The organism is Conexibacter woesei DSM 14684, from assembly GCF_000025265.1.
Taxonomy (GTDB): Bacteria; Actinomycetota; Thermoleophilia; order Solirubrobacterales; family Solirubrobacteraceae; genus Conexibacter; species Conexibacter woesei.
This window is the reverse complement of sequence record NC_013739.1, coordinates 518,236-539,729: the sequence shown is the minus strand read 5'-3', so window position 1 is coordinate 539,729 and position 21,494 is coordinate 518,236. Positions and strand designations below refer to the sequence as shown.

21 protein-coding genes are annotated in these 21,494 nt (G+C 73.8%); 9 read left to right on the top strand and 12 right to left on the bottom strand.

Annotated features, from left to right (window positions below):
- Positions 1-87 precede the first annotated feature (87 nt).
- A complete protein-coding gene (locus tag CWOE_RS30065; protein WP_012932005.1) occupies positions 88-3,174 on the top strand; it encodes an invasin domain 3-containing protein in 3,087 nt (1,028 codons plus the stop codon).
- 103 nt (positions 3,175-3,277) lie between these two features.
- Here CWOE_RS30065 and CWOE_RS02585 read toward each other — a convergent pair whose 3' ends face one another.
- A complete protein-coding gene (locus CWOE_RS02585; RefSeq protein WP_012932004.1) occupies positions 3,278-4,147 on the bottom strand; it encodes an esterase/lipase family protein in 870 nt (289 codons plus the stop codon).
- A gap of 157 nt (positions 4,148-4,304) precedes the next feature.
- Here CWOE_RS02585 and CWOE_RS02580 point away from each other — a divergent pair, with 157 nt between their 5' ends.
- Entirely contained in the window at positions 4,305-4,940 is a 636-nt protein-coding gene (locus CWOE_RS02580; protein ID WP_012932003.1) for a TetR/AcrR family transcriptional regulator, read from the top strand.
- Here the strand turns inward: CWOE_RS02580 and CWOE_RS02575 are convergent.
- A complete protein-coding gene (locus CWOE_RS02575; RefSeq protein WP_012932002.1) occupies positions 4,913-5,539 on the bottom strand; it encodes a DUF2867 domain-containing protein in 627 nt (208 codons plus the stop codon). The genes CWOE_RS02580 and CWOE_RS02575 overlap by 28 nt on opposite strands.
- A gap of 48 nt (positions 5,540-5,587) precedes the next feature.
- Between CWOE_RS02575 and CWOE_RS02570 the strand changes: the two genes are divergently transcribed.
- Both CWOE_RS02570 and CWOE_RS02565 read left to right on the top strand, forming a co-directional pair.
- Complete coding sequence (locus tag CWOE_RS02570; protein WP_012932001.1) at positions 5,588-6,154, top strand: TetR/AcrR family transcriptional regulator; 567 nt, start codon at positions 5,588-5,590, stop codon at positions 6,152-6,154.
- Positions 6,155-6,292: 138 nt separating this feature from the next.
- Positions 6,293-6,766, top strand: a complete 474-nt coding sequence (locus CWOE_RS02565) for a nitroreductase/quinone reductase family protein (RefSeq protein ID WP_012932000.1) — start codon at positions 6,293-6,295, stop codon at positions 6,764-6,766.
- 34 nt (positions 6,767-6,800) lie between these two features.
- On the opposite strand, the gene CWOE_RS02560 is transcribed toward CWOE_RS02565, so the two are convergent.
- The 3 genes from CWOE_RS02560 to CWOE_RS02550 form a co-directional block, all read right to left on the bottom strand.
- Complete coding sequence (locus CWOE_RS02560) at positions 6,801-7,226, bottom strand: DUF1801 domain-containing protein (RefSeq protein WP_012931999.1); 426 nt, start codon at positions 7,224-7,226, stop codon at positions 6,801-6,803.
- Between the two features lie 96 nt (positions 7,227-7,322).
- On the bottom strand, positions 7,323-7,712 hold the full coding sequence (locus tag CWOE_RS02555) for a VOC family protein (RefSeq protein WP_012931998.1): 390 nt from the start codon (positions 7,710-7,712) through the stop codon (positions 7,323-7,325).
- A gap of 10 nt (positions 7,713-7,722) precedes the next feature.
- Complete coding sequence (locus CWOE_RS02550) at positions 7,723-8,520, bottom strand: helix-turn-helix domain-containing protein (protein ID WP_012931997.1); 798 nt, start codon at positions 8,518-8,520, stop codon at positions 7,723-7,725.
- Positions 8,521-8,624: 104 nt separating this feature from the next.
- Between CWOE_RS02550 and CWOE_RS34310 the strand changes: the two genes are divergently transcribed.
- Positions 8,625-10,193, top strand: a complete 1,569-nt coding sequence (locus tag CWOE_RS34310) for a calcium-binding protein (protein WP_160165465.1) — start codon at positions 8,625-8,627, stop codon at positions 10,191-10,193.
- Here the strand turns inward: CWOE_RS34310 and CWOE_RS02540 are convergent.
- Genes CWOE_RS02540 through CWOE_RS02525 form a run of 4 tightly spaced genes read right to left on the bottom strand, consistent with a single transcriptional unit; the run spans position 10,171 to position 13,433 of the window.
- Positions 10,171-11,232, bottom strand: coding sequence for a sulfate/molybdate ABC transporter ATP-binding protein (locus tag CWOE_RS02540; RefSeq protein WP_012931995.1), 1,062 nt, complete (start codon positions 11,230-11,232; stop codon positions 10,171-10,173). The two genes, CWOE_RS34310 and CWOE_RS02540, sit on opposite strands and share 23 nt — an antisense overlap.
- A complete protein-coding gene (locus CWOE_RS02535; RefSeq protein WP_012931994.1) occupies positions 11,169-12,047 on the bottom strand; it encodes an ABC transporter permease in 879 nt (292 codons plus the stop codon). Before CWOE_RS02535 ends, CWOE_RS02540 begins: the two co-directional genes overlap by 64 nt.
- Positions 12,048-12,054: 7 nt before the next feature.
- Positions 12,055-12,807, bottom strand: a complete 753-nt coding sequence (gene modA, locus CWOE_RS02530; RefSeq protein WP_012931993.1) for a molybdate ABC transporter substrate-binding protein — start codon at positions 12,805-12,807, stop codon at positions 12,055-12,057.
- Between the two features lie 14 nt (positions 12,808-12,821).
- Positions 12,822-13,433, bottom strand: a complete 612-nt coding sequence (locus CWOE_RS02525; RefSeq protein WP_012931992.1) for a ferritin-like domain-containing protein — start codon at positions 13,431-13,433, stop codon at positions 12,822-12,824.
- 82 nt (positions 13,434-13,515) lie between these two features.
- Between CWOE_RS02525 and CWOE_RS02520 the strand changes: the two genes are divergently transcribed.
- From CWOE_RS02520 to CWOE_RS02505, 4 genes are all read left to right on the top strand, one after another.
- Complete coding sequence (locus CWOE_RS02520) at positions 13,516-13,986, top strand: hypothetical protein (RefSeq protein ID WP_012931991.1); 471 nt, start codon at positions 13,516-13,518, stop codon at positions 13,984-13,986.
- An 84-nt stretch (positions 13,987-14,070) separates the two neighbouring features.
- Complete coding sequence (locus tag CWOE_RS02515) at positions 14,071-14,643, top strand: hypothetical protein (RefSeq protein ID WP_148260867.1); 573 nt, start codon at positions 14,071-14,073, stop codon at positions 14,641-14,643.
- A 122-nt stretch (positions 14,644-14,765) separates the two neighbouring features.
- The gene (locus CWOE_RS02510) at positions 14,766-15,380 is read left to right on the top strand and encodes a TetR/AcrR family transcriptional regulator (protein ID WP_012931989.1); all 615 of its coding nucleotides are present in this window, start codon (positions 14,766-14,768) and stop codon (positions 15,378-15,380) included.
- The gene (locus CWOE_RS02505) at positions 15,377-16,246 is read left to right on the top strand and encodes an enoyl-CoA hydratase/isomerase family protein (RefSeq protein WP_012931988.1); all 870 of its coding nucleotides are present in this window, start codon (positions 15,377-15,379) and stop codon (positions 16,244-16,246) included. The genes CWOE_RS02510 and CWOE_RS02505 overlap by 4 nt, the downstream gene beginning before the upstream one ends.
- Here CWOE_RS02505 and CWOE_RS02500 read toward each other — a convergent pair.
- The 3 genes from CWOE_RS02500 to CWOE_RS02490 are packed head-to-tail and all read right to left on the bottom strand — an operon-like array spanning position 16,243 to position 21,448.
- On the bottom strand, positions 16,243-17,334 hold the full coding sequence (locus CWOE_RS02500; protein ID WP_012931987.1) for a methyltransferase: 1,092 nt from the start codon (positions 17,332-17,334) through the stop codon (positions 16,243-16,245). The genes CWOE_RS02505 and CWOE_RS02500 overlap by 4 nt on opposite strands.
- 1 nt (position 17,335) lies before the next feature.
- On the bottom strand, positions 17,336-19,450 hold the full coding sequence (locus CWOE_RS02495) for a hydantoinase/oxoprolinase family protein (protein ID WP_012931986.1): 2,115 nt from the start codon (positions 19,448-19,450) through the stop codon (positions 17,336-17,338).
- Positions 19,451-19,492: 42 nt separating this feature from the next.
- Positions 19,493-21,448, bottom strand: a complete 1,956-nt coding sequence (locus tag CWOE_RS02490) for a hydantoinase B/oxoprolinase family protein (protein ID WP_012931985.1) — start codon at positions 21,446-21,448, stop codon at positions 19,493-19,495.
- Positions 21,449-21,494: the final 46 nt, after the last annotated feature.

Below are 21,494 nucleotides of genomic sequence, written 5' to 3'. Positions count from 1 at the left end.
CGATGTCTTTCGCGGTTCGCCTGCCGATCTTCTCCGGTGACACGTCCTCCGACTCCCCGCCCGTCACCGCCAGGGAAGGCCCGCTGCATGCCACCTCGTTCACTGCGTCTCTGCGCTGTCCTCGTCTCGATCGCCTGCCTCGCCCTCGCCACCGCCTCCTCGGCCGGCGCGGTGACGATGTCGCGCAGCTTCTCGCCGACGGCGAGCGCGCGAACGTTCGACGTGCCGGCGGGCGTCACCTCGCTCGACGTGGTCGCGGTCGGCGCCAAAGGCGGCAGCGGCGGTGGAGGCGCCGCGGGCGGCTTCGGCGCACGCGTCGGCGGCACGCTCGCCGTCGCGCCCGGCGATCGCCTCTGGATCGCGGTCGGCGGCAACGGCCCCAGCGCCGGCTGCCCCGAGAGCGGCGGCTGGAACGGCGGAGCCAACGGCGGGAGCAACTGGTGCGCCTACCGCGGCGGCTCGGGCGGCGGGGCCTCAGACGTGCGCGTCTGCGAGCCCGGCGCGGCGTGCGTCGCCGACGATCCGCTCGGGCGCCTGCTCGTCGCCGGGGGCGGTGGCGGCGGTGGCGGCGGCGCCCACTTCGTCAACGACCAGAGCGCAGCAGGCGGCGCCGCGGGATCGCCCGGCGCCACGGCGGTGCTGACGAACCGCGGCACGGCCGGCGGCGGCGGGGCGGGCACCGACAGCGCCGGCGGCGGCGCCGGCACGACCGGCGACACGGGCGGGTCATGGACGCCGTGGTTTGCCGAGCCCGGCGCGCTCGCCGTCGGCGGGACGGGCGGGACCGGGCAGGGCGGCGGCCTCCAGGGCGGCGGCGGAGGCGGCGGCGGCCGCTACGGCGGCGGCGGTGGCGGCAGCGCCAACTACTACGCCGGCGGTGGTGGCGGCGGCTCGAACCTCGTGCCGGCCGGCGGCATCGCGAGCACCGACGCGACCGGCAGCCCGAAGGTCACGCTGTCGTGGGAGGTCGGCGCGCCGGCGACGGTCGACAGACCGGCGCTCGCGGCGCCGGCGGTCTACGCCGACGGCGGCTCGACGACGACCGTGACGACCGTCGTCCGCGACGCGGCCGGCGCGCCGGTCACGGGCGGCGAGGTCACCTTCTCCAGCACCGCTCCGCAGCCGCAGATCGGCGCGACGTCCGACAACGGCGACGGCACCTACTCGGCGACGGTGACCGCGGCGGGCACGCGCGGGACGACGACGATCACGGCCCACCTCGCGGTGCCGGATCAGACCAGCGCGGGCGTGACCCTCGACCAGGTCGACCACCCGCGCGTGACGTCGCCGGGCGACGGCACGACCGCGATCGACGCGCCCGACGGCAGAGCCGCGACCGTCACGGTCTCGGGCACGGCCGACGCGCTCACCGCCAGCGTCTTCGTCGGCTGCGTCACGCGCTCGAGCTTCAGACGCCTCGGTGGCAGCGCCGCCGAGGCGGTGCCGGTCGCCGACGGCGCGTGGACGGTCGCCGACGCGACGCTGCCCGCGATCTGGACGGCGACCTCGCAGTGCCGGCTGGCAGCGGTCCCTGCCGGCTTCTCGGAGGCGAGGGAGAACGTCGGCGCGCTCCCGGGTCCCCGCGTGCGGCGGCTGCGGGTCAGCTCCGACGACGCGGGAGGCGGGGCGACGTGGTACTCGGCGACCGCCGGCGGGCTCGCCGGCGAAGCCGCCGTGCGCGCGCTCGGCTCCGACTGCGGCGTCACACTGCGCACCGTCGACGAGCAGTTCAGACTCAGCTCCAGATGGCTGTCGTGCGGCGCCGAGCTGGCCTGGGGCAGCTCGATCGGCAGCGAGCCGAACCTCGTGGTCGACGGCCGGCCGGCGTTCACGGCGGGGCTCGCCTCCGCGACCGTCGGGGCGGTCGACGGCGCGCCGCGGGTGACCGTCGAACGGTCGGTCGCCGCCGACGGCTCGTTCGTCGTCACCGAGCGCGGCGCGACCGCTCGCTGCACGGGCACCGATGCGATGCCGGCCACCGTCGCCGAGTGCGGCCCGCTCGCCGGCACCGGCGTGACCGCCGTCGTGCGCACACAGGTCTCGCCGTCGGGGCGGCACGTCACGCGGGCGCTGCTGTTCGAGAGCAGCGACGCGAGACCGCACGAGGTGCGCGTCGTGCTCGCGACCCGCACCGGCTCCTACGCCACGCGCGAGTACCGCTTCGGCGACGAGAGCGCGTGGACGCAGCGCGCCGCGGACGAGACGATCTCCGCCGCCTCCGGGCGCTACTCCGTGCTGACCCGCGACGGCGCGGACCTCTCGCGGCCCGCGGTCGCGGTGACCGCGACGCCGGCGCCGAGCGAGCAGCTGCTCGCCGGCGGCAGACTGATGCAGCGCTACGTCCGCACGGTGCCAGCGGACGGCACCGTCGCCGGCCTCGGCATGACGCTCGACCTGGCCGACGGCACCGCGATCGAGGCCGCCGCCGCGGCGGCGCGCGACGCCTACGACGTCGGCGTCGAGATCGACGGCCCGCTGGACGGCGCCACGACCGACGCCGAGACGGCGACGCTGACCGGCAGCGCCTTCGACGGCGCCGGTCCTGTCGCCCTGCGCGTCGGAGGCGAGCCGGTGACCGTCGGCGACGACGGGCGCTGGAGCGCCGAGTTCCCGCTCAGAGCCGGCGCGAACACGATCGAGGCCGTCGTCGCGAGCCCCTTCGGGCCGCGCGAGGAGCGGTCGGTGACGGTCACCTACGTCCCGCCGCCGGAGCCGCCGGAGCCGGAGCCGCCGACCCCGACCACCCCGACGACGCCGACCACCCCTTCCACGCCGACGACGCCGGTCGCCCCGCCGATCGGGCAGTCGCCCGCGACGAAGCCGCCCGCCGCCGCGCCCACGCCGCGGCTGGTCGAGCGGCTGGTCGCGCCTGCGCGCGTGCGGCTCACGCGGGCGCGCGAACGCGGCGTCGCGATCCCGCTCACGCTCGGCGCCGACCGCTCGCGGGTCGCCGTCGAGCTCCGCGGCCCGTCGGGCGTCTTCGCGCACGTGCGCCGCACGCACGCGAGGCGGGGGCCGGTCGTCCTGCGCCTGAAGCCGTCGCGGCGCGCCGTCGCGACAGCCGCGAGAGCGCTGACGCGGCGCAAGGCCGTGGCGCTGCGGCTGACGCTCACGGTCCGCCTGCCGTCCGGGGAGTCGCAGACCGTCGCGCGCACGATCCGTCTCGTGCGCTGAGGCGCACCCGGCGGCCCGTCCATGACGCTGCTGCCGGCGGCGGCCGGCGGCGCCGGCCGCGGCTGTCCGCGACGGCCGGCGCCGGTCGTCCGTTCGGCGCCCGTCAGGCGCCGAGCGCCCAGTACGGCACGCAGATCGGTCTCGGCGCGTTCGCCGGATCGAGCTTGTTGATCACGAGGCTGACGACGTTCGGGTCGACCGCGAGACCGACGTGGCCGCTGAAGTCGAGCGGGCAGGAGCGCTGCAGCACGATGTTGGTCGCGTTCGGCGCATCGAGGAAGCCGCTCGTGTACGGCGTGACGACGAGGTCGTACTTCGTGACGATGTTCGTGTAGATCGGACCGGGCGCCGCGGCGGTGCCGTCGGCGTTCAGCTCGTTCAGGAACGTGGAGCCGGGCAGGAACTGCGAGCACGCTCTGCAGCCGACGCCGTCGAGCAGCGGTTGCAGGCCGAGCGCTCTGGCAAGCGTGCCGATGCCGAGCAGCGATGTGCCCTCGTAGTTGGAGCCGAAGCCGACGAAGCGCTTGATCTTCGGCGCGCCGCCGAGCACCTTGGCGTAGTAGGCGGGCACCGTCGTGCCCTCCGAATGGCCGGCGACGTTGACCTGCGCGGCGCCCGTGGAGCCGAGGACTCTGTCGACGAACGCGCCGAAGTCGGCCGCGCTGTCTCTCATGTCGCCGACGCCGCCGATCAGGTCGCCGGCGAACGTGGTGCCGCCGTAGGTGGTCGAGTAGACGCAGTAGCCGGCGAGCTTCAGCGCCGGCGCGAGCACGAGGAAGTTGTCGATGCCGTTGGCGAACAGGCCGTGGCCGAGTACGACGGGCTCGGGATGAGCCGGGCTGGGTCTGCACGACCAGTCGTTCCAGCCTCTGCTGGGCGCCGCCGAAGCGGCGGTGGGGACTGCGAGGACGACCGCGGTGAGCACGGCGGCGAACGCCGCCAGCAAGCGGCGCGACAGCGAGGAACTGCGCACGAGAAACCCTCCTCCATAGATGACGACTGACGGTTGAGACGAGCCCGCGGACGTCGACGAACCGGATTCAAACACGTTGACCGGTTTAAAACAAGATTTCTTTTCCGAATGACCCGCGGTGGGCCGATCGCGCCTCTGTCTGGTCTATGGTGCGGCGGTGTCCTCGACCCGCCAGCCGCCCGGGTCCCGCCGCATCCGCGGCCTCACCGCCGACGAGCGCCGCGAGCAGCGCCGCCGTGCGCTGCTCGACGCCGCACTCGAGCTGTTCGCCGCGCGCGGCTTCGGCGAGGTGTCGATCGAACAGCTGTGCCAGGCCGCCTACGTCAGCACGAAGAGCTTCTACGAGCAGTTCGACAGCCGCGAGCAGTGCTACGTCGCGCTGATGAACGAGGTCACCGCCGAGATCAAAGCGGTGATGGGCCGCGCCTTCGCCGCAGCGCCTGACGACGAGGCGGCCGGCTCGCGCCTCTTGCTGGAGGCGTTCGCGGGCACCTTCGCGACCGACCCGCGCTACGCCAAGGTGCTGTTCGGCGAGGGCAGCGCGACCAGCCCGACCGTCGAGCGCCAGCGGCGCACGAACCGCCGCTGGGCAGCCGGGTTCCTCGCCGAGATCTGGCAGCGCTACCGCCCCGGCGAGCAGGTCGCTCCGGGGATCGCGATAGGCGCGGTCGGCGGCCTCTTCGACATCGTCGCCGACTGGGTGATCGACCTCGACCCCGCGGACGACGACGCTGCGACGACGCTGCTCGAACGGCTCGTCGCGTTCTACTTCGCGGTCCGCGGCGGTCTCTGACGCTCAGCTGACGCCGCGGCGTCGAGACCCGCCTGCCAGTCCCGTCCGATCTCACGCATCAGCGGCGGGTACACGATCAGGTACCGGAACGGCATGATCGCCGCCATGTACGCCGTCCCGAACAGGCCGTTCGGCTTGACGTAGACGCCCATCTGGCCACGGAAGCCGCCGGCCGCGTCCTCGACCCAGCCGATGTGCAGGACGGCGTGCACGGTGCGGTTGGCCATCTCCGCCGCCCACTCGTCGTCAAGCAGGTACAGCGATCTGAACGGCAGCGTGGCGAACTCCGGCCCGGCTGGGCCGTCGCGCAGATCCGGCGGCAGCCGGTCGCGCAGCGTCGGCACCCGCGAGCCGACGCCGGCGTCGTCGCGATCCCAGCCGAACAGCCTCCCGAGCTTCCAGCGGATCGCGAAGAGCGCGCGGGCGACGCGGGACGGGTTGCTCGACGTTTCGCCCGCGGCGAACTGCCGCACCAGCCTCGCGAGATCGTCCGGACCGCCGGGCGTCGGCAATGCCCACACGTCCTCCAAGCGAAAGTCGCGGGTGATCTCGTGGATCCGCCAGGGCCTGGAGGTGTGCGCGCTGATCGGAAGCCTCATGCGGGACCGCCTTCCAATACATACAGAAGTGTATATTTCGAGGCTAGCATGGCGCCGCCGACTCGCACGCCGCGAAGCAGATGGATCGACGAAGGGCTGCGGACGCTCGCGGCCGGCGGTCCGGACGCGGTCCGGATCGAGCTGCTGGCGAAGGCGCTCGGCGTCACCCGGGGCGGTTTCTACGGTCACTTCGAGGACCGGCGCGCATTGCTCGAGGCGATGCTCGACACGTGGGAGCGCACGAGCGTCGACGAGGTGATCGAGCGCGTCGAGGCCGTGGGCGGCGACGCCAGGGCCCGCCTGCGGCGCCTGTTCGCGCCGCTGCCCGCGTCCACGTCCACGGACGGAGCGCTCAGCCTCGATCTCGCGATTCGCGACTGGTCGCGGCGCGACCCGATGGTCGCCGAGCGCCTCCGGCGTGTCGACAACCGGCGGATGGACTTCCTGCGCTCGCTCTTCGGCGCGATCTGCGCCGACGAGGACGACGTCGAGGCCCGCTGCATCATCGCCTACTCACTGTGGATCGCCAACCACTTCATCGCTGCCGACCACGGCACGCGCAGCCGCGAGGACGTGCTCGAACGGGCGCTGAGAACGATCGGCGCGCTCGACTGATCGTCACGCGCCACGCGCTGAGCCGCGGCCGGGCCAAGCCGACCTGGTCAGGAACGAAGAAGCCAGACGGGCCGTGCCGACCTACCGTTGCAGTCAGGCCTCAGCCGAGGCCGGTCGGAACGAACGGAAGGAAGCGTGATGGCTCAGAAGCAGGAGGCGCGCAAGGCGAAGACGCCCGGAGCGTTCTCGATCTGGATGCAGAAGAAGGCGAACGCACGGGTCGTCCGCAAGGCACGCAAGGGCAAGAACACCTTCATGGGGATGGACATCCTGGTCCTCAACACCGTCGGAAAGCGCACCGGGGAGCCACGCGCGACGCCGCTGGCGTGGTTCGGCGACGGAGACGGCGCCTGGATCAGCGTCGCGTCCGGCGGCGGCTCCCGGAACCCCGGCTGGTACGTCAACCTCGTCGCCAATCCCGAGCGAGCCTCGATCGAGCTGCCCGGCGCGCAGCCCTGCTCCGTCACGTCCGAGACGCTGACCGGGGCCGAGCGCGACGAGGCGTGGGCGATGATCGCCGAGTCCCAGCCGCGCATCGCCAAGTACCAGGCCAAGTCTGACCGCGCGTACCCGATCGTCCGCCTGACCGGGCGCGCGCGGCACGATCGCTAGCCCGACAGGTAGCGCACGACGGCGGGCACGCGTGTCATCTCACCGCCTGCTTGACGAGCGTCGTGATCGTCTTCACGGCCTTGTCGCTCAGCTCGGTCACGGCGTACGAGCTGGGCCACAGGCCGCTGTCGTCGTCGAGCTTCGCCTCAGGGGTGAACCCGAAGGTCGAGTAGCGCTCTCTGTCGGCGTGGCCGCTGCGAAAGAAGCAGACGACTCTTCCCTTCCTGGCGTAGGCCGGCTGCCCGTACCACAGCTTGGGCGACAGCTCCGGGGCCGTGGCGGTGACGATGGCGTGGATGCGCTCCGCCACCGCGCGGTCGGGAGCCGCCATCTCCGCGATCTTCGAAAGCACGTCGAGCTCCGCGGCCGCTGCCTTGTTGCCACGTCCGCTGCTCGCCTCCTTTCTCAGCTCGGCGGCGCGCTCCTTCATCGCCGCGCGCTCCTGCTCGGAGAAGGTCATGGTGTGTCGAGTGAGAGGATCATGGCGCGGCACGCTAGCCGCACCCTCGGCCGGGCGCTTCTCGATTCCTGCGCGATCGGCGCCGTCCACGACGCGTCAGGCCATCGGCGTCGCGAGTCCGACCGCAGTGCCGACGTGGTCGCGGACGTACGCGACCGTCTGGCCCCACGGCGTCTCTTGCGGAACGGCGACCCCGGAGGCGCCGGCCGCGACGGCGTGGTCGAAGGCGGCCGCGACGTCGTCCGTCGTCAGCGTCAGCTCGAAGCCAGCTGCTTCGTCGGCTGGTCGCAGCGGGCGGTATCTGAGCGGGACGGCGTCGGCCGCGAGCGCATGACTGGTGAAGGCGAGCGCGGTCGTGCCCGTGTCGAGCTCGCCGAACTGCTGGCTCTCATGCAGGAAGCGGCGTCTGAGCCCGAACGCGGACTCGTAGAAGGACAGCGCCGCCGGAACGTCGGGGACGTAGATGACGAGGTAGGAGAGGTTCATGGCGAGCACGCTAGGCGCCCGCGGCGCGCCGATCTTGCACGGATCGGCCGTCTCGCCGCAGCAGCCGCGTGGGCGTCAGACCCGTCAGCCGGCGCACGTCGCGCGTCATGTGCTGCTGGTCGTGCCAGCCGGCCGCGGCGGCGAGCGACGCGAGCCCGTCGTGCGGGCGCGCGGCGGCTAGGCGCAGCAGGCGCCGCAGCCGCATCACGCGCGCAAGCTCGGCGGGCGCGTGGCCGCACAGCTCGCCGCAGCGCCGGCGCAGCTGACGCTCGCTGAGGCCGACCGACCGCGCCAGCTGGGGCACGCGCTGTCCGCCGTCTCGCCAGAGCGTCGCGACCAGCGCCGCGATCTGCGGATCGGGTGCGCTTCCGCCCACGTGGAGGGCGATCGCCTCCTCGAGCGCCCGCGTGGCGGCGTGCGACGCAGCGCCGCCGCACGCCGCGCGCTCGCGCGCGAGCTCGAAGCGGCGCGCCAGCGCGGGAGCGACGTCGGCGAGCGGCACCCGCCCGTCGAGCAGCTCTCCGACCGGGACGCCGAGGACCATGCGCGCGGCGCCCGGCCGCAGCCGCATCCCCGCGGTCAGCGCGCCGTTCGCCGGCAGGTCGACGACACGCGCCGCGCGCAGCGGGCCGACGACGAAGGCGGCGCCGTCGCCGACGACGATCACGTCGGCGCAGGCGTCGGGCAGGACACGGTGCGTGGGGAGGTCGCCGGCACGGCCGCGCGCGGACCAGATCCACTCGACGTGCGGCGCGGCGTGGGACGCCGGCACGTAACCGGTCCAGTCGATCGCACCGTCCTCGTGCACCCGCGCATCATCGCCGACAGGACGACGGCGGGCGAGCACGAACGGGCGCGACTTCCGTAGTTGCACGGATGCGGGCGGGCGCCGGCCGGACCTACGATCGCGCCATGTTCCGCTCACTCCTCGGGGCGCTGGTCGTGCTGGCCGCGCTCGTTCTCGCGCCTGCCACCGCCTCCGCGGCGATCACGCTGACCTACACCGGCACCACGATCGGGATCGCCGGCACGGGCGACAACATCACGTACGTCGGCTTCGACCAGCTCAGAGGCACCGTCACGGTCCGCAACTCCACCGGCGTGACGAACGCGAGCAGCTGCGTCCAGGAGATCATCCCGGTGCTCGGGTCCTACTTCCACTGCCCGGGCGCGACCACCGCGCTCGTCGCCAGCTTCGGCGCCGGCGTCGACAGACTGACGATGGAGAACGTCTGCATCCCGTCGATCGCCGCCAACCTCGGCGAGGGCGTCGGCGACTTCTCGCGGCCGGACGGCTGCCCGCCCGACCAGCTCGCGACGGTCACCGGGGGCAGCGCGGACGACTGGTTCGTCGGCGGCTCCGGCCCCGACCAGTTCGACGGCGGCGGCGGCAACGACCAGCTGTTCGGGGGCGGGAACGACGACGTGCTGACCGGCGGAACCGGCAACGACCGGCTCGAGGGCGCGGACGGCAACGACCAGCTGCTCGGCGGCGACGGCGACGACGTCCTGCGCGGCGGCGGCGGCAACGACCTGGAGGACGCCGGCGCGGGCAACGACCGCCTGGGCGGGGGCGATGCCGATCCCGGTGCCGACGACCTCCGCGGCGGCCCGGGCTTCGACGAGCTTCAGCTGCTCGAGCACGCGGAGGGCGTCGCGATCTCGCTCGACGACGTCGCGAACGACGGCAACCCCGGCGAAGGCGACAACCACCGCTCCGACCTCGAGAAGGTCGTCGGCAGCCCCGGCAACGACACGTACGCCGGCACGGCGGGCAACGACGTCTTCGACGGCAGCCTCGGCGACGACGTCGCCCGCGGCGGCGGCGGCAACGACGAGCTGTCCGGCAGCTCCGGCGCCGACCAGCTGTTCGGCGACGCCGGCAACGACACGCTCTACGGCGGGGACGGCGACGACCGCGTCGAGGGCGGCGCCGGGCTCGACAGCCTCTACGGCGACTACGCCAACTGCTCCGCCTACGGCTGCTCCGCCGGCAACGACCAGCTGTTCGCCCGCGACAACGAGGCGGACTCGCTCAACTGCGGCTCCGGCGCCGACAGCGCCCAGGTCGACGCCGTCGACACGGTCGGCCAGGACGGCTTCCAGGCCTGCGAATCGGTCGACCGCGCCGCCGCGCCGAGACCGGCCCCGGGTCCCGGCCCCGGCGGCCCGGGCGCCGCACCGCCGGCCAGAGACAGAAGAGCGACCGGTCCTGCGCCGCTGCGCGCCGCGGCCGTGAGAGGCGGCGCCCGACGCGTCTCGCTCGCGCTGACGTTGCGCCGTGCCGCGACGGTCACCGTCACCGTGACGCGCAGAGGCGCGCGCAGAGCGCTCGGCACGGTGACGTTCAGAGCGAAGGCCGGCAGATCGACGCGCACGCTGACCAGAGTCGGCCGCAGAGCGCTGCGACCCGGCAGCTACCGCGTCGTCGTGCGCGTCGGCTCGAGCTCCAGAACGTTCACCGTTCGCGTCCGCCGCTAGAGCGAACGATGCTGATCGCGCCGGCGCGCGGGAGCGCGGCGGCGCGGTCGCCGCGCCGCAGCGCGAGGCGCGCGAGCTGCTCGCGCGGGACCTCGCAGCGGAGCGGTCCGACGCGGACGTGGACGCGGCCGCCATCGGGCGTGAGCTCGCTGATCGTGCCGCGGACGGCGTTGGCCGGGAGCGGCTCGGCGGGCTCGTCGTCGCGCAGCAGCAGCACGTCCCACGGCGCGATCGCGACGCCGACGCGTCCGCGTGCCGGCTGAGCGACACGCAGCACGCCGCCGCCGTCGAGCCGGATCTCGGCGCCGCCGCCGGGCAGCGGCGTCGCGTCGCCGGCCAGCAGGTTGCTGCCGGTCAGCGCCGCGACCGCCGCGTCGGCCGGTCGCTGCGACAGACCGGCGAGGGTGTCGAGCTGGCGCAGCCGGCCGTCGACCAGGACGCCGGCGCGGTCGGCGAGCGCAGCCGCGTCGCGGAAGTCATGGGTGATCAGGATCGTCGGCAGCGTCAGCTCGTCGAGCAGCTCCTGCAGCTCGCCGCGCACGACCGCACGCGTGTGCGCGTCGAGCGCGGAGAGCGGCTCGTCGAGCAGCAGCACCGCCGGGTCGCGCGCGAGCGCGCGGGCGAGCGCGACCCGCTGTCGCTCACCGCCCGACAGCGTCGCCGGGCGGGCGCCGGCCAGGTGGGAGATGCGGAAGCGCTCCAGCAGCTCACCCGGGCGCGTGCGCCCGCCGCGCGCGGCGAACGCGACGTTGTCCTGCACGGTCATGTGCGGGAACAGCGCGTACTCCTGGAAGACGAGCCCGACCGAGCGCTCCTCGGGCGGCAGCGAGACGCGCGCGCCGGCGTCGAACCACGTCGTGCCGCCGAGCGCGATGCGGCCGGCGTGCGGGTCGAGCAGGCCGGCGATCGCGCGCAGCACGGTCGTCTTGCCGGCGCCGGAGGGGCCGACGAGCGCGAGCGTCTCGCGCTCGACGGTCAGCTCGAGCGCGAGGCGGAAGGAGCGAAGATCGACGGCGAGGTCGAGGTGGAGGATCGCCATGAGGAGACGAGCTTGTAGATGATCAGGACGGCGGCGCTGAGCAGCACGAGCAGGACGCCGATCGCGAGCGCCAGATCGAAGTTCGCCTCCAGCTGCTCGTAGACGCCGAGCGTCAGCGTCTGGGTCTCGCCGCGGACGTTGCCGGCGAACATGATCGTGGCGCCGAACTCGCCGATCCCGCGCGCGAACGTCAGCACCCAGCCGGCGACCAGGCCGCCGGCCGCGAGCGGCAGCGAGACGCGCCAGAACGTGCGCGCCGGCCCGGCGCCGAGCGTCCGCGCCGCGGCGGGCAGCAGCGGATCGACGCTCTCGAACGACGCGATCCCCTGACGCAGGTAGAACGGCGAGGCGACGAAGGTGACGGCGAGGATCACGGCCCACTCGGTGAACGGCAGCACGATCCCCGCGTCGGCGAGCGGGTCGCCGAGCAGGCCGCCCGCGCCGAACGCCGCGAGCAGGCCGATGCCCGCGACGGCGGGCGGCAGCACGAGCGGCAGCTCGATCAACGTGATCAGGGCCGCCCGGCCGGGGAAGCGCCGCGTCGCGAGCAGATACGCGGTCGGCGTCCCGACCAGGAGGATCAGCGCGTTGGCGATCGCGTTGGTGCGCGCGGTCACGACGAGGATGTCGCGCACCGCCGGATCGCCGAGCAGGTCGGGCACATCGGCCAGCGGCGTCTCCGCGAACAGCGCGACGAGCGGGATCGCGAGGAACGTCACGGTGACGCCGGCGCACAGCGCGAGGAGCGCGGTGAAGCCCGCGCTCCTCGCACGACGACGCGCGCGCCGTGCCCCGGTCGGCCGCTCGCCCGGCATCACAGGCTCAGCGCGGCGGCAGCCCGAACCCGCCGGCCTGCAGCACGCGGCGGCCGCTGCTGCCGGTGACGCGCTTGATGAACGCGTCGGCGCCGGAGGTGTCCGCACCCGAGCGCCGAACGGCGCAGAGCTGGTACCGGACCGGCGGCTGGGCCCACTTCGGCAGGCGGATCGTGCGGACGCGGTCGGCGACGATGCGGCCGTCGGTGATGTACGTGAAGCCGGCGTCGGCCGAGCCGAGCGCGACCTTCGACGTGATCCCGGCGACGTTCGCCTCCTGGCTGACCGTGTTGCTCGACAGGATCGACGTCAGCCGCATGCGCGCGAGCAGCTTGCGCGTGTAGTCGCCGATCGGCACCCCGGGCACCCCGATCGCCAGCCGTCTCCCGCCGCTGCGCAGGCTGTAGACGGAGCTGATGTTGCCGGGATTGCTCTGCGGGACCAGCAGCACGACGATGTTGGTCGCGAACGTCACCGGCCGGCCGCAGCGGCCGGCGCGGAACAGCGCCTGGGCCTCGGACGGGCTTGCGGAGGCGAACACGTCGGCGGGCGCGCCGCGCTCGATCTGCGCCTGCAGCGCGCCCGAGCCGGCGAAGTTGTACGTCGCCGAGGCGATCCGCGGAAACGCCTCGCGCAGCGACGCCGCCGCATAGACGGTCAGCGCCTGCGCGCCCGCGGGGATGGCGAGCGCGACGAGGGCCGCCAGCGCGACCGCGAGGCCGGCGCGGCGACGGCGGATGGAGGGAAGAAGGTGCAGCATCTCGATCGGTCCTTTCAGCTCGGCTCGACGCCGGGCGTCGAGAGGAAGCGGTCCAACTGCTCGCCGGCGAGCTCGACGCTCAGCGGCGACGGGACGCGCGTGAAGTTCGGCGCGCCGCGCAACGCCCGCAGCCACGCCAGCTGCTGCACGTCGTACGCGAGCAGACGCCCGAGCAGCAGCCGCGTCGAACGGTCCTCGCCGTTCTGCACGCCGTTGAGGTAGACGCCGACCAGCAGCGCCTCCAGTCGCTCGCCGAAGCGGCCGATCGACGCTCTCGACGCAAGCTCCCTCGCCGGCAGCGTGATCGTGAACGAGTCGTCGCCGAGCGCGTCCTCGCCCAGCGCCGCGTCGAGCTTGGCGACCTGCTTGACCTTCTCGGCGCGGATCTGAGCGGCCCGCCTGCGCTCCGCGACCGTCAGCGCCGGTGCGGCGGCGGCGGCGCGGTAGAGCTCGAGGCTGACGCGCTCGCCGATCGCGCCGAGCTGGAGGAACCCGAGATCCTCGCCCTTGGGCTCGGGCGCCGGCAGCGCCGCGCGCGCCGGCAGCGCCAGCGCGCCCGCGCCGAGCATCGCTCCCGCCCCGGCGGCGCTCAGCCGCAAGAACCCGCTTCGATCGAACGTCCTCACCGTCTCAGCACTCCTCTCGTCGATTCCCGGACCGCCCGGAGCGGCCGCATCCTACACACGAAATGAGTAGTAAGCTCAAAACATGAGTAGAGAGCGAGCGCGCCGCGCCGCCGCCGGCCTCGCGGTTCTCGCGCTGACGGGAGCGCTCGCGGCCTGCGGCGACGGCGACACGACGGCGGCGACGACCGCAGCGACCGGCGGCGCGACGTCGCCGGCGGCCCCGCCGCTGCTGCGCGAGCCGGCGCGCGACGGCGAGATCGTCGTCGACGGCGAGGCGTCCCCCGAGACGCACGGCCCGTACGACTTCGACGGCCGCTACGTCGTGCGCTTCGCGCAGTACGCCCCCGAGGACGCCGACCTCGACTTCAACGCCCAGACCGCGTTCGCCGTGAGGCTCGGACCCGCACGGCCGGGACCGAGCGCGCGCTACGTCAAGCTCTTCAGCGACGCCGCCAGAGACGGTCGCCGCACCGTCGACCTGCGCGGCGAGCACACCGTCGAGGTCGAGTTCGGCGACTTCCCCTACGTCGTGCGCTTCACACCCGCCCGCTGACGCCGCGACGGACGTGGGCACTCCCGCTCCCGCTCCCAGCTTGACAGCGTCAAGCCCACGGATTAGCTTGATGGCGTCAAGTCGATGCGCGCCGGCGACCTCGACTCAGGCCGGGTTGATCAATCGATCTACGAAAGGTCGTTCATGAAGATCCTCACGCAGGGCGCGCTCGCGGCCGTGGTCGCTGCCGCAGCCATCGCTGTTCCAGCGGCCGCCGCGTCCGCTTCGGTCGCACCCGACCCCTACCGGACGACTGTCGCGAGCGGCAGCTTCACAGGGGCCTCCAGACTCGGCTCCTCGACCTGCACCCTCTCGAACGTCGTCGCGAAAGCGCGCAGCACATGGCGCGGCGCGAAGCTGAAGATCAAGGGGTTCGACGCCTCGTGTGAAGGCGTCATAACCGCAGCGAGATACGACAGCAAGATCCGCTTCAAGATCCGCGACGGCGCGGTCACGGGAACGATCTCGATCGTGATCACGAACTACGCCGGCGGGCAGTGCCAATACAGCGGACCGGTGACCGGGACCGTCGTCAGAGGCGGCAACGAGTTGGCGGCGGCGGGCACGGTCACCTTGCAGAGAACACTGGTCGCCCCATGCGCGCCGGACTCGGAAGCGACCTTGAGCCTGAGATTCCCGGGCGCCACCTTCTGGTGACCCCGACCCTCCAGCGCACATGAACGCAGGGCCGCGCTCTGGGAGCGCGGCCCTTTCGCCTCAGCGTCGCCTCGTCTGATGGCATTTGACTCTAGAACCGAATTCGATTCTAATTGCAGCCGATGGCATCCCGTCCGGCGACCGCGAAGGGACGTGCGACGCACACGCGACTGCTCGACGCCGCGACCGCCGAGCTGCTGGCGCGCGACGGCGATCTCGAGCTGACGCGCGTCGCGCACGCGGCGCAGGTGTCGCCGAGCGTCGTCTACCACCACGTCGGCGGGAAGGCGGAGCTGATCGGCGCCGTCGTGGAGAGCTTCTACGGACGGCTCCATGCGGAGGTGCTGGACGACGACCTGACGCCGCTCGGCGACTGGCCGACGCGTGAGCACGAGCGGCTGCGGCGCGGCGTCGCGTTCCACTACCGCGAGCCGCTCGCGCCGGTGCTCTACGGCCGCATGGCGCGCGACCCGGCGCTCGCCGCGCTCGAAGCACGGCTGATCGCGCAGGTCGTCGACGCCTCCGCGCGCAACATCCGCGCGGCGCAGCGGGCCGGCGAGCTGCCGTCCGGACCCGACCCGGCGCTCGCCGGCGCGGCGATCTTCGGCGCGATGCGCCAGGTGCTGCTGGAGGCGCTCGGGCGCGCGCGCCGGCCCGCGATGCGCGGCGTCGTCGAGCAGCTGTGGCGCGTGACGGCCGCCGCCGTCTCCATTCCGAGCGAGAGGACGAGCAGATGACGAGCGAGCAGGTGCCCGAGCAGGCGGGCGACTTCGTCCGCTACGAGCAGCGCGGACCGGTCGCGCTGATCACGATCGACCGTCCGGAGCGGATGAACGCGATCGGACCGGAGGTCCACCAGGGGCTGCTCGACGCGTGGACGCGCTTCCGCGACGACGACGCAGCGCTCGTCGCGGTGCTGACCGGCAGCGGCGAGCAGGCGTTCTGCGCCGGCGGCGACCTGAAGGCGGCGTTCGAGGGGCGCGCCGTCGCTCCGCTGACGCCGGAGGAGCGGGCGGCGCACGTGCGCGGCGAGCGGCCGGGCGTGCTCGGCCCCTCCCGCTGGACCGACCTGCACAAGCCGACGATCGCTGCCGTCAACGGCGTCGCCTACGCCGGCGGACTGGAGTGGGTCTGCTGGACCGACCTCGCGATCGCCGACGCGCACGCGACGTTCGGCGTCACCTGCCGCCGCTGGAACATCGGCCTCGCCGACGGCGGCACCCAGCGGCTGCCGCGGATCGTCGGCTTCCGCCGCGCGATGGAGCTGATCGTCACCGGCCGCGTGATCGACGCCGACGAGGCGCTGCGGATCGGGCTCGTCAACGAGGTCGTGCCGTCCGGCACCTGCGTGCAGCGCGCGCTCGAACTGGCGGAGACGATCGCGGCGCTGCCGCAGTCCGCGATCCGCACCGACAAGGAGGCGGCCGTGCGCGGGTTCGGCCGCCCGCTGGAGGAGGGCCTGCGGATCGAGGCGGAGTGCTTCGACCGCCTGCTCGACGATCCGCAGATCGCCGAGGGCCTGCGCCAGTTCAACGAGCGCGACCATCCCGACCGCCGCCCGGACGCCGCGCCCGCGACGCCGGGGCTGGCGCGGCCGCGCTAGGCCCTCAGCAGCGGGTGGACGGCGACCGTGCCGTCGCCGCCCGGGGCGAGCTTGATCAGGTACGTGTAGTGGCGGTCGGGCCGCGCGTCGGCGCAGAAGCGCGCCCACGCCGCGAACGCCTGCTCCTCCTCGACGCCGGTCTCCTGCCAGCGCTGGCGCAGCGTCTCGCCCGCCGACTCGACGCTCTGCGCGTCGCCGATCAGGACGGTCGCGCCGAGCGCCGTGCCGGCGAGCGCGTCGCGCAGCCAACCGGCGATGAACGGCTCCCGCTCGCCGCCGAAGCCCTGACCGCCGACGAGCGCCTCGCCGCCGAACTCGAGGTGCTCGCCGACCCCGGCCAGCACCTGCCGCAGCACGGCGTCGCCGTCCTCGCCGCCGTCGCTCGGCGGCGGCAGCGCGACACCATGCGGCGCCGGCAGGCACGGCGGGTTGGCGACGATCAGGTCGAACTGCTCGTCGGCGACCGGCTCGAAGAGCTTTCCGGCGCGCACCTCGACGCGCTCGTCGAGCCCGTTCAGCAGCACGTTGAAGGTCGCCACCTCGGCGGTGCCCGGCTCGCCCTCGACGGCGACCGCCTCGGCCGCGTCGAGCAGGCTGACGAGCAGCCCGCTGCCGGTGCCGAGCTCCAGCGCGCGCCGCGCCGGCCCGCGGTTGGCGACGAAGCGCGCCATCCAGAACGCGGTCGCGCTGATGTCGACGAGCAGCTCGCCGGGCTCGTAGCCGCGCAGCCACAGCGGCGGCGTGACCGCCAGCAGCCGGTTCGCGTAGGCGACGACGATGAAGCGGCTGCGCACGCCGTCGCGCGTGCGCTCCAACAGGCCGGCGTCGAGCAGCCGGTCGACGACGCTCGCGTCCAGCTCCGCGTGAACCGCGTCGAGCGGGACGGTCGCGCCGAGCGTGAACAGCCGCACGAGCAGCTGCCCCAGCTCGGGCAGACCCTCGATCGCCGCGCGCACCCGCTCCCCGCTGAACGGCTCGACGAACGGCCGCTCCGTCGAGGGGTCGCTCAGCAGCGCCTGGACCTCCCGGTAGTGGCCCTCGTCGAGCACGCTCCGCAGCAGCAGCGCGGCGTCGGGATCTGCCCTCATCTCATCGCTCCTTCGTCTCCATGGCGACGGTGCCCGCGCCGGCGAGGTTCGCCACGCAGTCGATCAGCAGGCTGCCGCGCGCATCGGCGATCAGCGTCTGGCCCGGGTTGACGACGACCGTCGTCGTCGCGCTGTCGATCAGCGCGGGACCGCTCAGCGTCGCGCCGTCCTCGAAGCGGGCGCGGTCGTAGACCGGCGTCTCGACCAGCTCTCCCAGCTCGGCGAACCAGGCCAGCCGTGTCCCGTTGCGGGCGGCGTCGGCCGACCGCGGCTCCAGCTCCGTCAGCCGTGCCGTCGCCGGCCGCTCCATCAGGCCGACGCCCGACACGCGCCAGTGCAGGAACTCGACCGCGTGCTCCTCGATCGACCAGGTGTAGCGCTCGGCGTGCGCGGCGTGGAAGGCGCGCTGCACCTGCGCGAGCGCCGCCGCGTCCAGCTCGCCGGGCGGCACCGCGATCGTGAGGTCGTGGACCTGGCCCTCGTAGCGCGCGTCGACCGAGCGCTCGAGCGCGATCGCGTCGGGGCCGAAGCCGCTCGCGGCGAGGTCGTCGCGGGCGCGCTGCTCCAGCTCCGCGAACGCGGCCCGCACGTCGGCCAGCGCCGGGTCGGCCGAGGAGGTGTGGACCATCGCAGCGTAATCGTGACGCACGTCGGTGACAGTCATCCCGAACGAGCAGATCGTGCCGGCCTCCGCCGGGACGAGCACGCGCTCGATGCCCAGCTCGGCCGCGAGCCGGCCGGCGTGCAGCGGCCCCGCTCCGCCGCCGGCGACGAGCAGGAACGGCCGCGGGTCGATCCCGCGCTGGACCGAGACGACGCGGATCGCGTCGACCATGCTCGCGTTGACCAGCTCGATCACGCCCGCCGCCGCGGCGAGCGCATCGATCCCGAGTGGGTCGCCGACATGCTGCTCGAGCGCCTGGCGGGCGCGCGCGGCGTCGAGCGTGCGGCGCCCGCCGAGGAACGCCTCCGGCGAGAGGTAGCCGAGCACGACGTTCGCGTCCGTCACGGTCGGGCGCTCGCCGCCCTGGCCGTAGGCGGCCGGACCGGGCCGCGCGCCGGCCGACTCCGGGCCGACGCGCAGCGCGCCGCCCGAGTCGATCCACGCGATCGAGCCGCCACCCGCGCCGATCGAGTGGACCTCGACCGCCTGCACGCCGATCGGCTGGTGCTCGAGCTGGATCGTGCGCGACAGCGGCGCCTCGCCGGCGCGCATCAGGCAGACGTCGAACGAGGTGCCGCCCATGTCGACCGTGATCATGTCCTGCGCGTCGACGCGCTCGCCGATGTGGCGCGCCGCCGCCGGCGCCGCCGCCGGGCCGGAGATCAGGATCCCGGCGGGCACCTGGAGCGTGCGCTCGACGGTCGCGCAGCCGCCGTTGACCTGCATGATCAGGACGTCGCGCCGCAAGCCGTGCTCGCGCAGCCACGTCTTCAGCTCGCCCAGGTAGCGGGCGCTGCGCGGGTAGACGTACGCGGACAGCACGGCGGCGGAGGTGCGCACCCACTCGCCGATCTCCGGCAGCACGTCGGAGGCGATGATCACCGGCACGTCCGGCAGCTCGTGCGCGACCAGCTCGCGCACCCGCCGCTCGTGCGCCGGGTTGGCGTTCGACCACAGCAGCGAGACGGCGATCGCCTCCGCGCCGCGGCGCCCCAGCTCGCGCGCGGCGTCGCGCACCGACTGCTCGTCGAGCGGCTCGACGACCGTGCCGTCGGGCGCGACGCGCTCGCGCACGCCCAGCCGCCGGGAGCGGTCGGCGAAGTCGCGCGGCCGCGGCAGGCGGTCGTTGAAGCGCTCCCACTTGAAGCCGTCGCGGAACAGCAGCACGTCGCGGAAGCCCTCGGTGCAGAGCAGCCCGACCTGCGGCCCGTCGCGCTCGATCACGATGTTCGTCGCGATCGTCGAGCCGTGCACCAGCAGCGTCGTGCGCGCGAGGAACTCATCCAGCGCCAAGCCGGCGTTCGCGGCGACGGCGGCGAGCCCTCTCTGCACGCCGATCTCGGGGTGCGGGTGGGTCGAGTCCTCCTTCCACAGCGTCACGTCGCCGTCCTCGGCGACCACCGCGATGTCGGTGAACGTGCCACCGATGTCGATCCCGACACGCCAGCTCATAGGTCCCACCTTGCGTCCGTTGAAGAGAAGAGACATGCCGGCTCAGCCGGTCCGCAGCCCGTGCTTGGGCAGGCCCCACTGGTTCGCCGAGCGCGGATCGGGCGCCTCGGCCTCCCAGCCCATCGGCGCGACGAACACGTCGCCGTCGCGCATCTGGCGCGCGAACCAGTCCGCGGCGCGCGGCGCGTCGGGCACCGCCGCGCGCGCGTCGACCGCACGTGTGCGCCCAAGCTCGGCCCGCAGCTGCTCGGTCCGCTCGGCGTCCAGCTCGCCGTCGTCGCCGAGCACGACGCCGTACGTCGCGCGTGCCGCCGCGGCCGTGCAGATCCCGTCACGCACGTCGGCGAGCACCTGCTCCAGCGGCCGGCGCAGCGGGTCGCCCCAGCCGCCGCCGCCGCTCGTCACGCCGACCCACGTCTCGCCCGGCGCGATCGGCACGGGCGCGAGCGCGCAGTGCAGGAAGCGCCGCGGGCCGTCGCCGGCCGGCTCGATGTACGTCCCTCCGCCTGCCCCGGCGGTGCCGCCGCCGAGCCCATAGGGCGGGTTGACGAGCCCGTCGCTGGTGTAGACCGCCTCGATCTCGCCGGCGACCGGTGTCAGCGCGCAGCGGACGCCCGGTCCGCCGATGTGCTCGCCGAGGCCCATCGAGTCGGGCTCGACCTCGCACTCGCGGAAGCGCACCGGGTAGAGCAGCTCGGTGTGCTCGATCGACGCGCACTTGAGCCCGCCGAAGGCGGCCATGCCGATGATCAGCGGCCAGCCGTCGGCGCCGCCGGAGGCGGGTCCGCCGCCGCCGCTGTTGAGCACGGAATGGCCCCAGAAGACGCCGCTGCGCTCGTCGGTCCCGGACAGCATCGGCGCGCCGGCCCAGCGCGCGCTGCCCGACCGCACCCGCTCGGGGATCGCCTGCGCCAGCGCCTTGCAGACGACGTCCTGCATCAGGTCGGCGGTCGCGGTCGTCGCCTCGGCCGTCGACGTCGGGTAGACGGGGTTGCAGAGCGTCCCCTCGGGCGCGCTCACCGTGACCGTGCGCAGGCAGCCCTCGTTGCGCGGGATGTCGGGGTCGATCGCCATCACGAGCGGGATCCCGCCGGCCGCCTGCATCGTCGCGAAGGAGGCGTTGAGGCCGTGCGCGCCGGCCGGGTCGCTGCCGGAGAAGTCGACCTCGACGCTGCGGTCGTGGATCGTGACGGCGCAGTTGACGAGCAGGTCGGTCGCGCGGCTGCCGTCGGTGTCGAGCCAGCCGCGCGCCTCGTAGCGGCCGTTGGGCATCCGCTCGATCTCCGCCTCGGTGCGGCGCCGCGCGTACGCGATCGCCTCATCGACGTAGCGGGCGATCGTCGCGTTGCCATAGCGCGCGCACAGCTCCTGCAGCCGCCGCTCGCCCGTCCAGATCGAGCCGAGCTGCGCCATCAGGTCGCCGCGCAGCAGCTCGCGCCAGCGCAGGTTCGCGAGGTACAGCTCCAGCACGTCGGCGCGCTGCACGCCGCGGTCGTAGAGCTTCAGCGGCGGGATCTTCAGCCCCTCCTGCCAGACGTTGCGCGCCGCGCCGTCGGCGCTGTGCGGGTTCGGCGCGCCCATGTCGAGCTGATTGCCGCGCACGATCGACCAGAACATCCGCTCCCCGTCGCAGAAGACAGGGCATGCGGTGACGAGGTCGGCGACGTGCGTGTTGCCGCGGTAGGGGTCGTTGCAGAGGATCACGTCGCCCTCGTGCACGTCGTCGCCGAACGCCTCCTCGATCGCGTGCAGCACGAGGTGCATCGAGTTCGTGTGGATCGGGAGCGCGTCGACCATCGCGACCTGTCGCGCCTGCGCGTCGTAGACGCAGCAGGAGTAGTCGCGCAGCAGCGAGAGCATCGACGTGAACGCCGCGTTCTCGAGCGTGTGGGTCATCTCCTCCGCGATGCTGTCGAGACGGCTGAGGATCACGCTGAACGTGGTCGGGTCGATCTCCTCCGAGACGGAGGACCGGGGTGGCTCGGTGGTGGCGCTCATGGCGCCATTCTGTGCCCGCCGCGCGGGCCGGGCAACGGACGGGCGG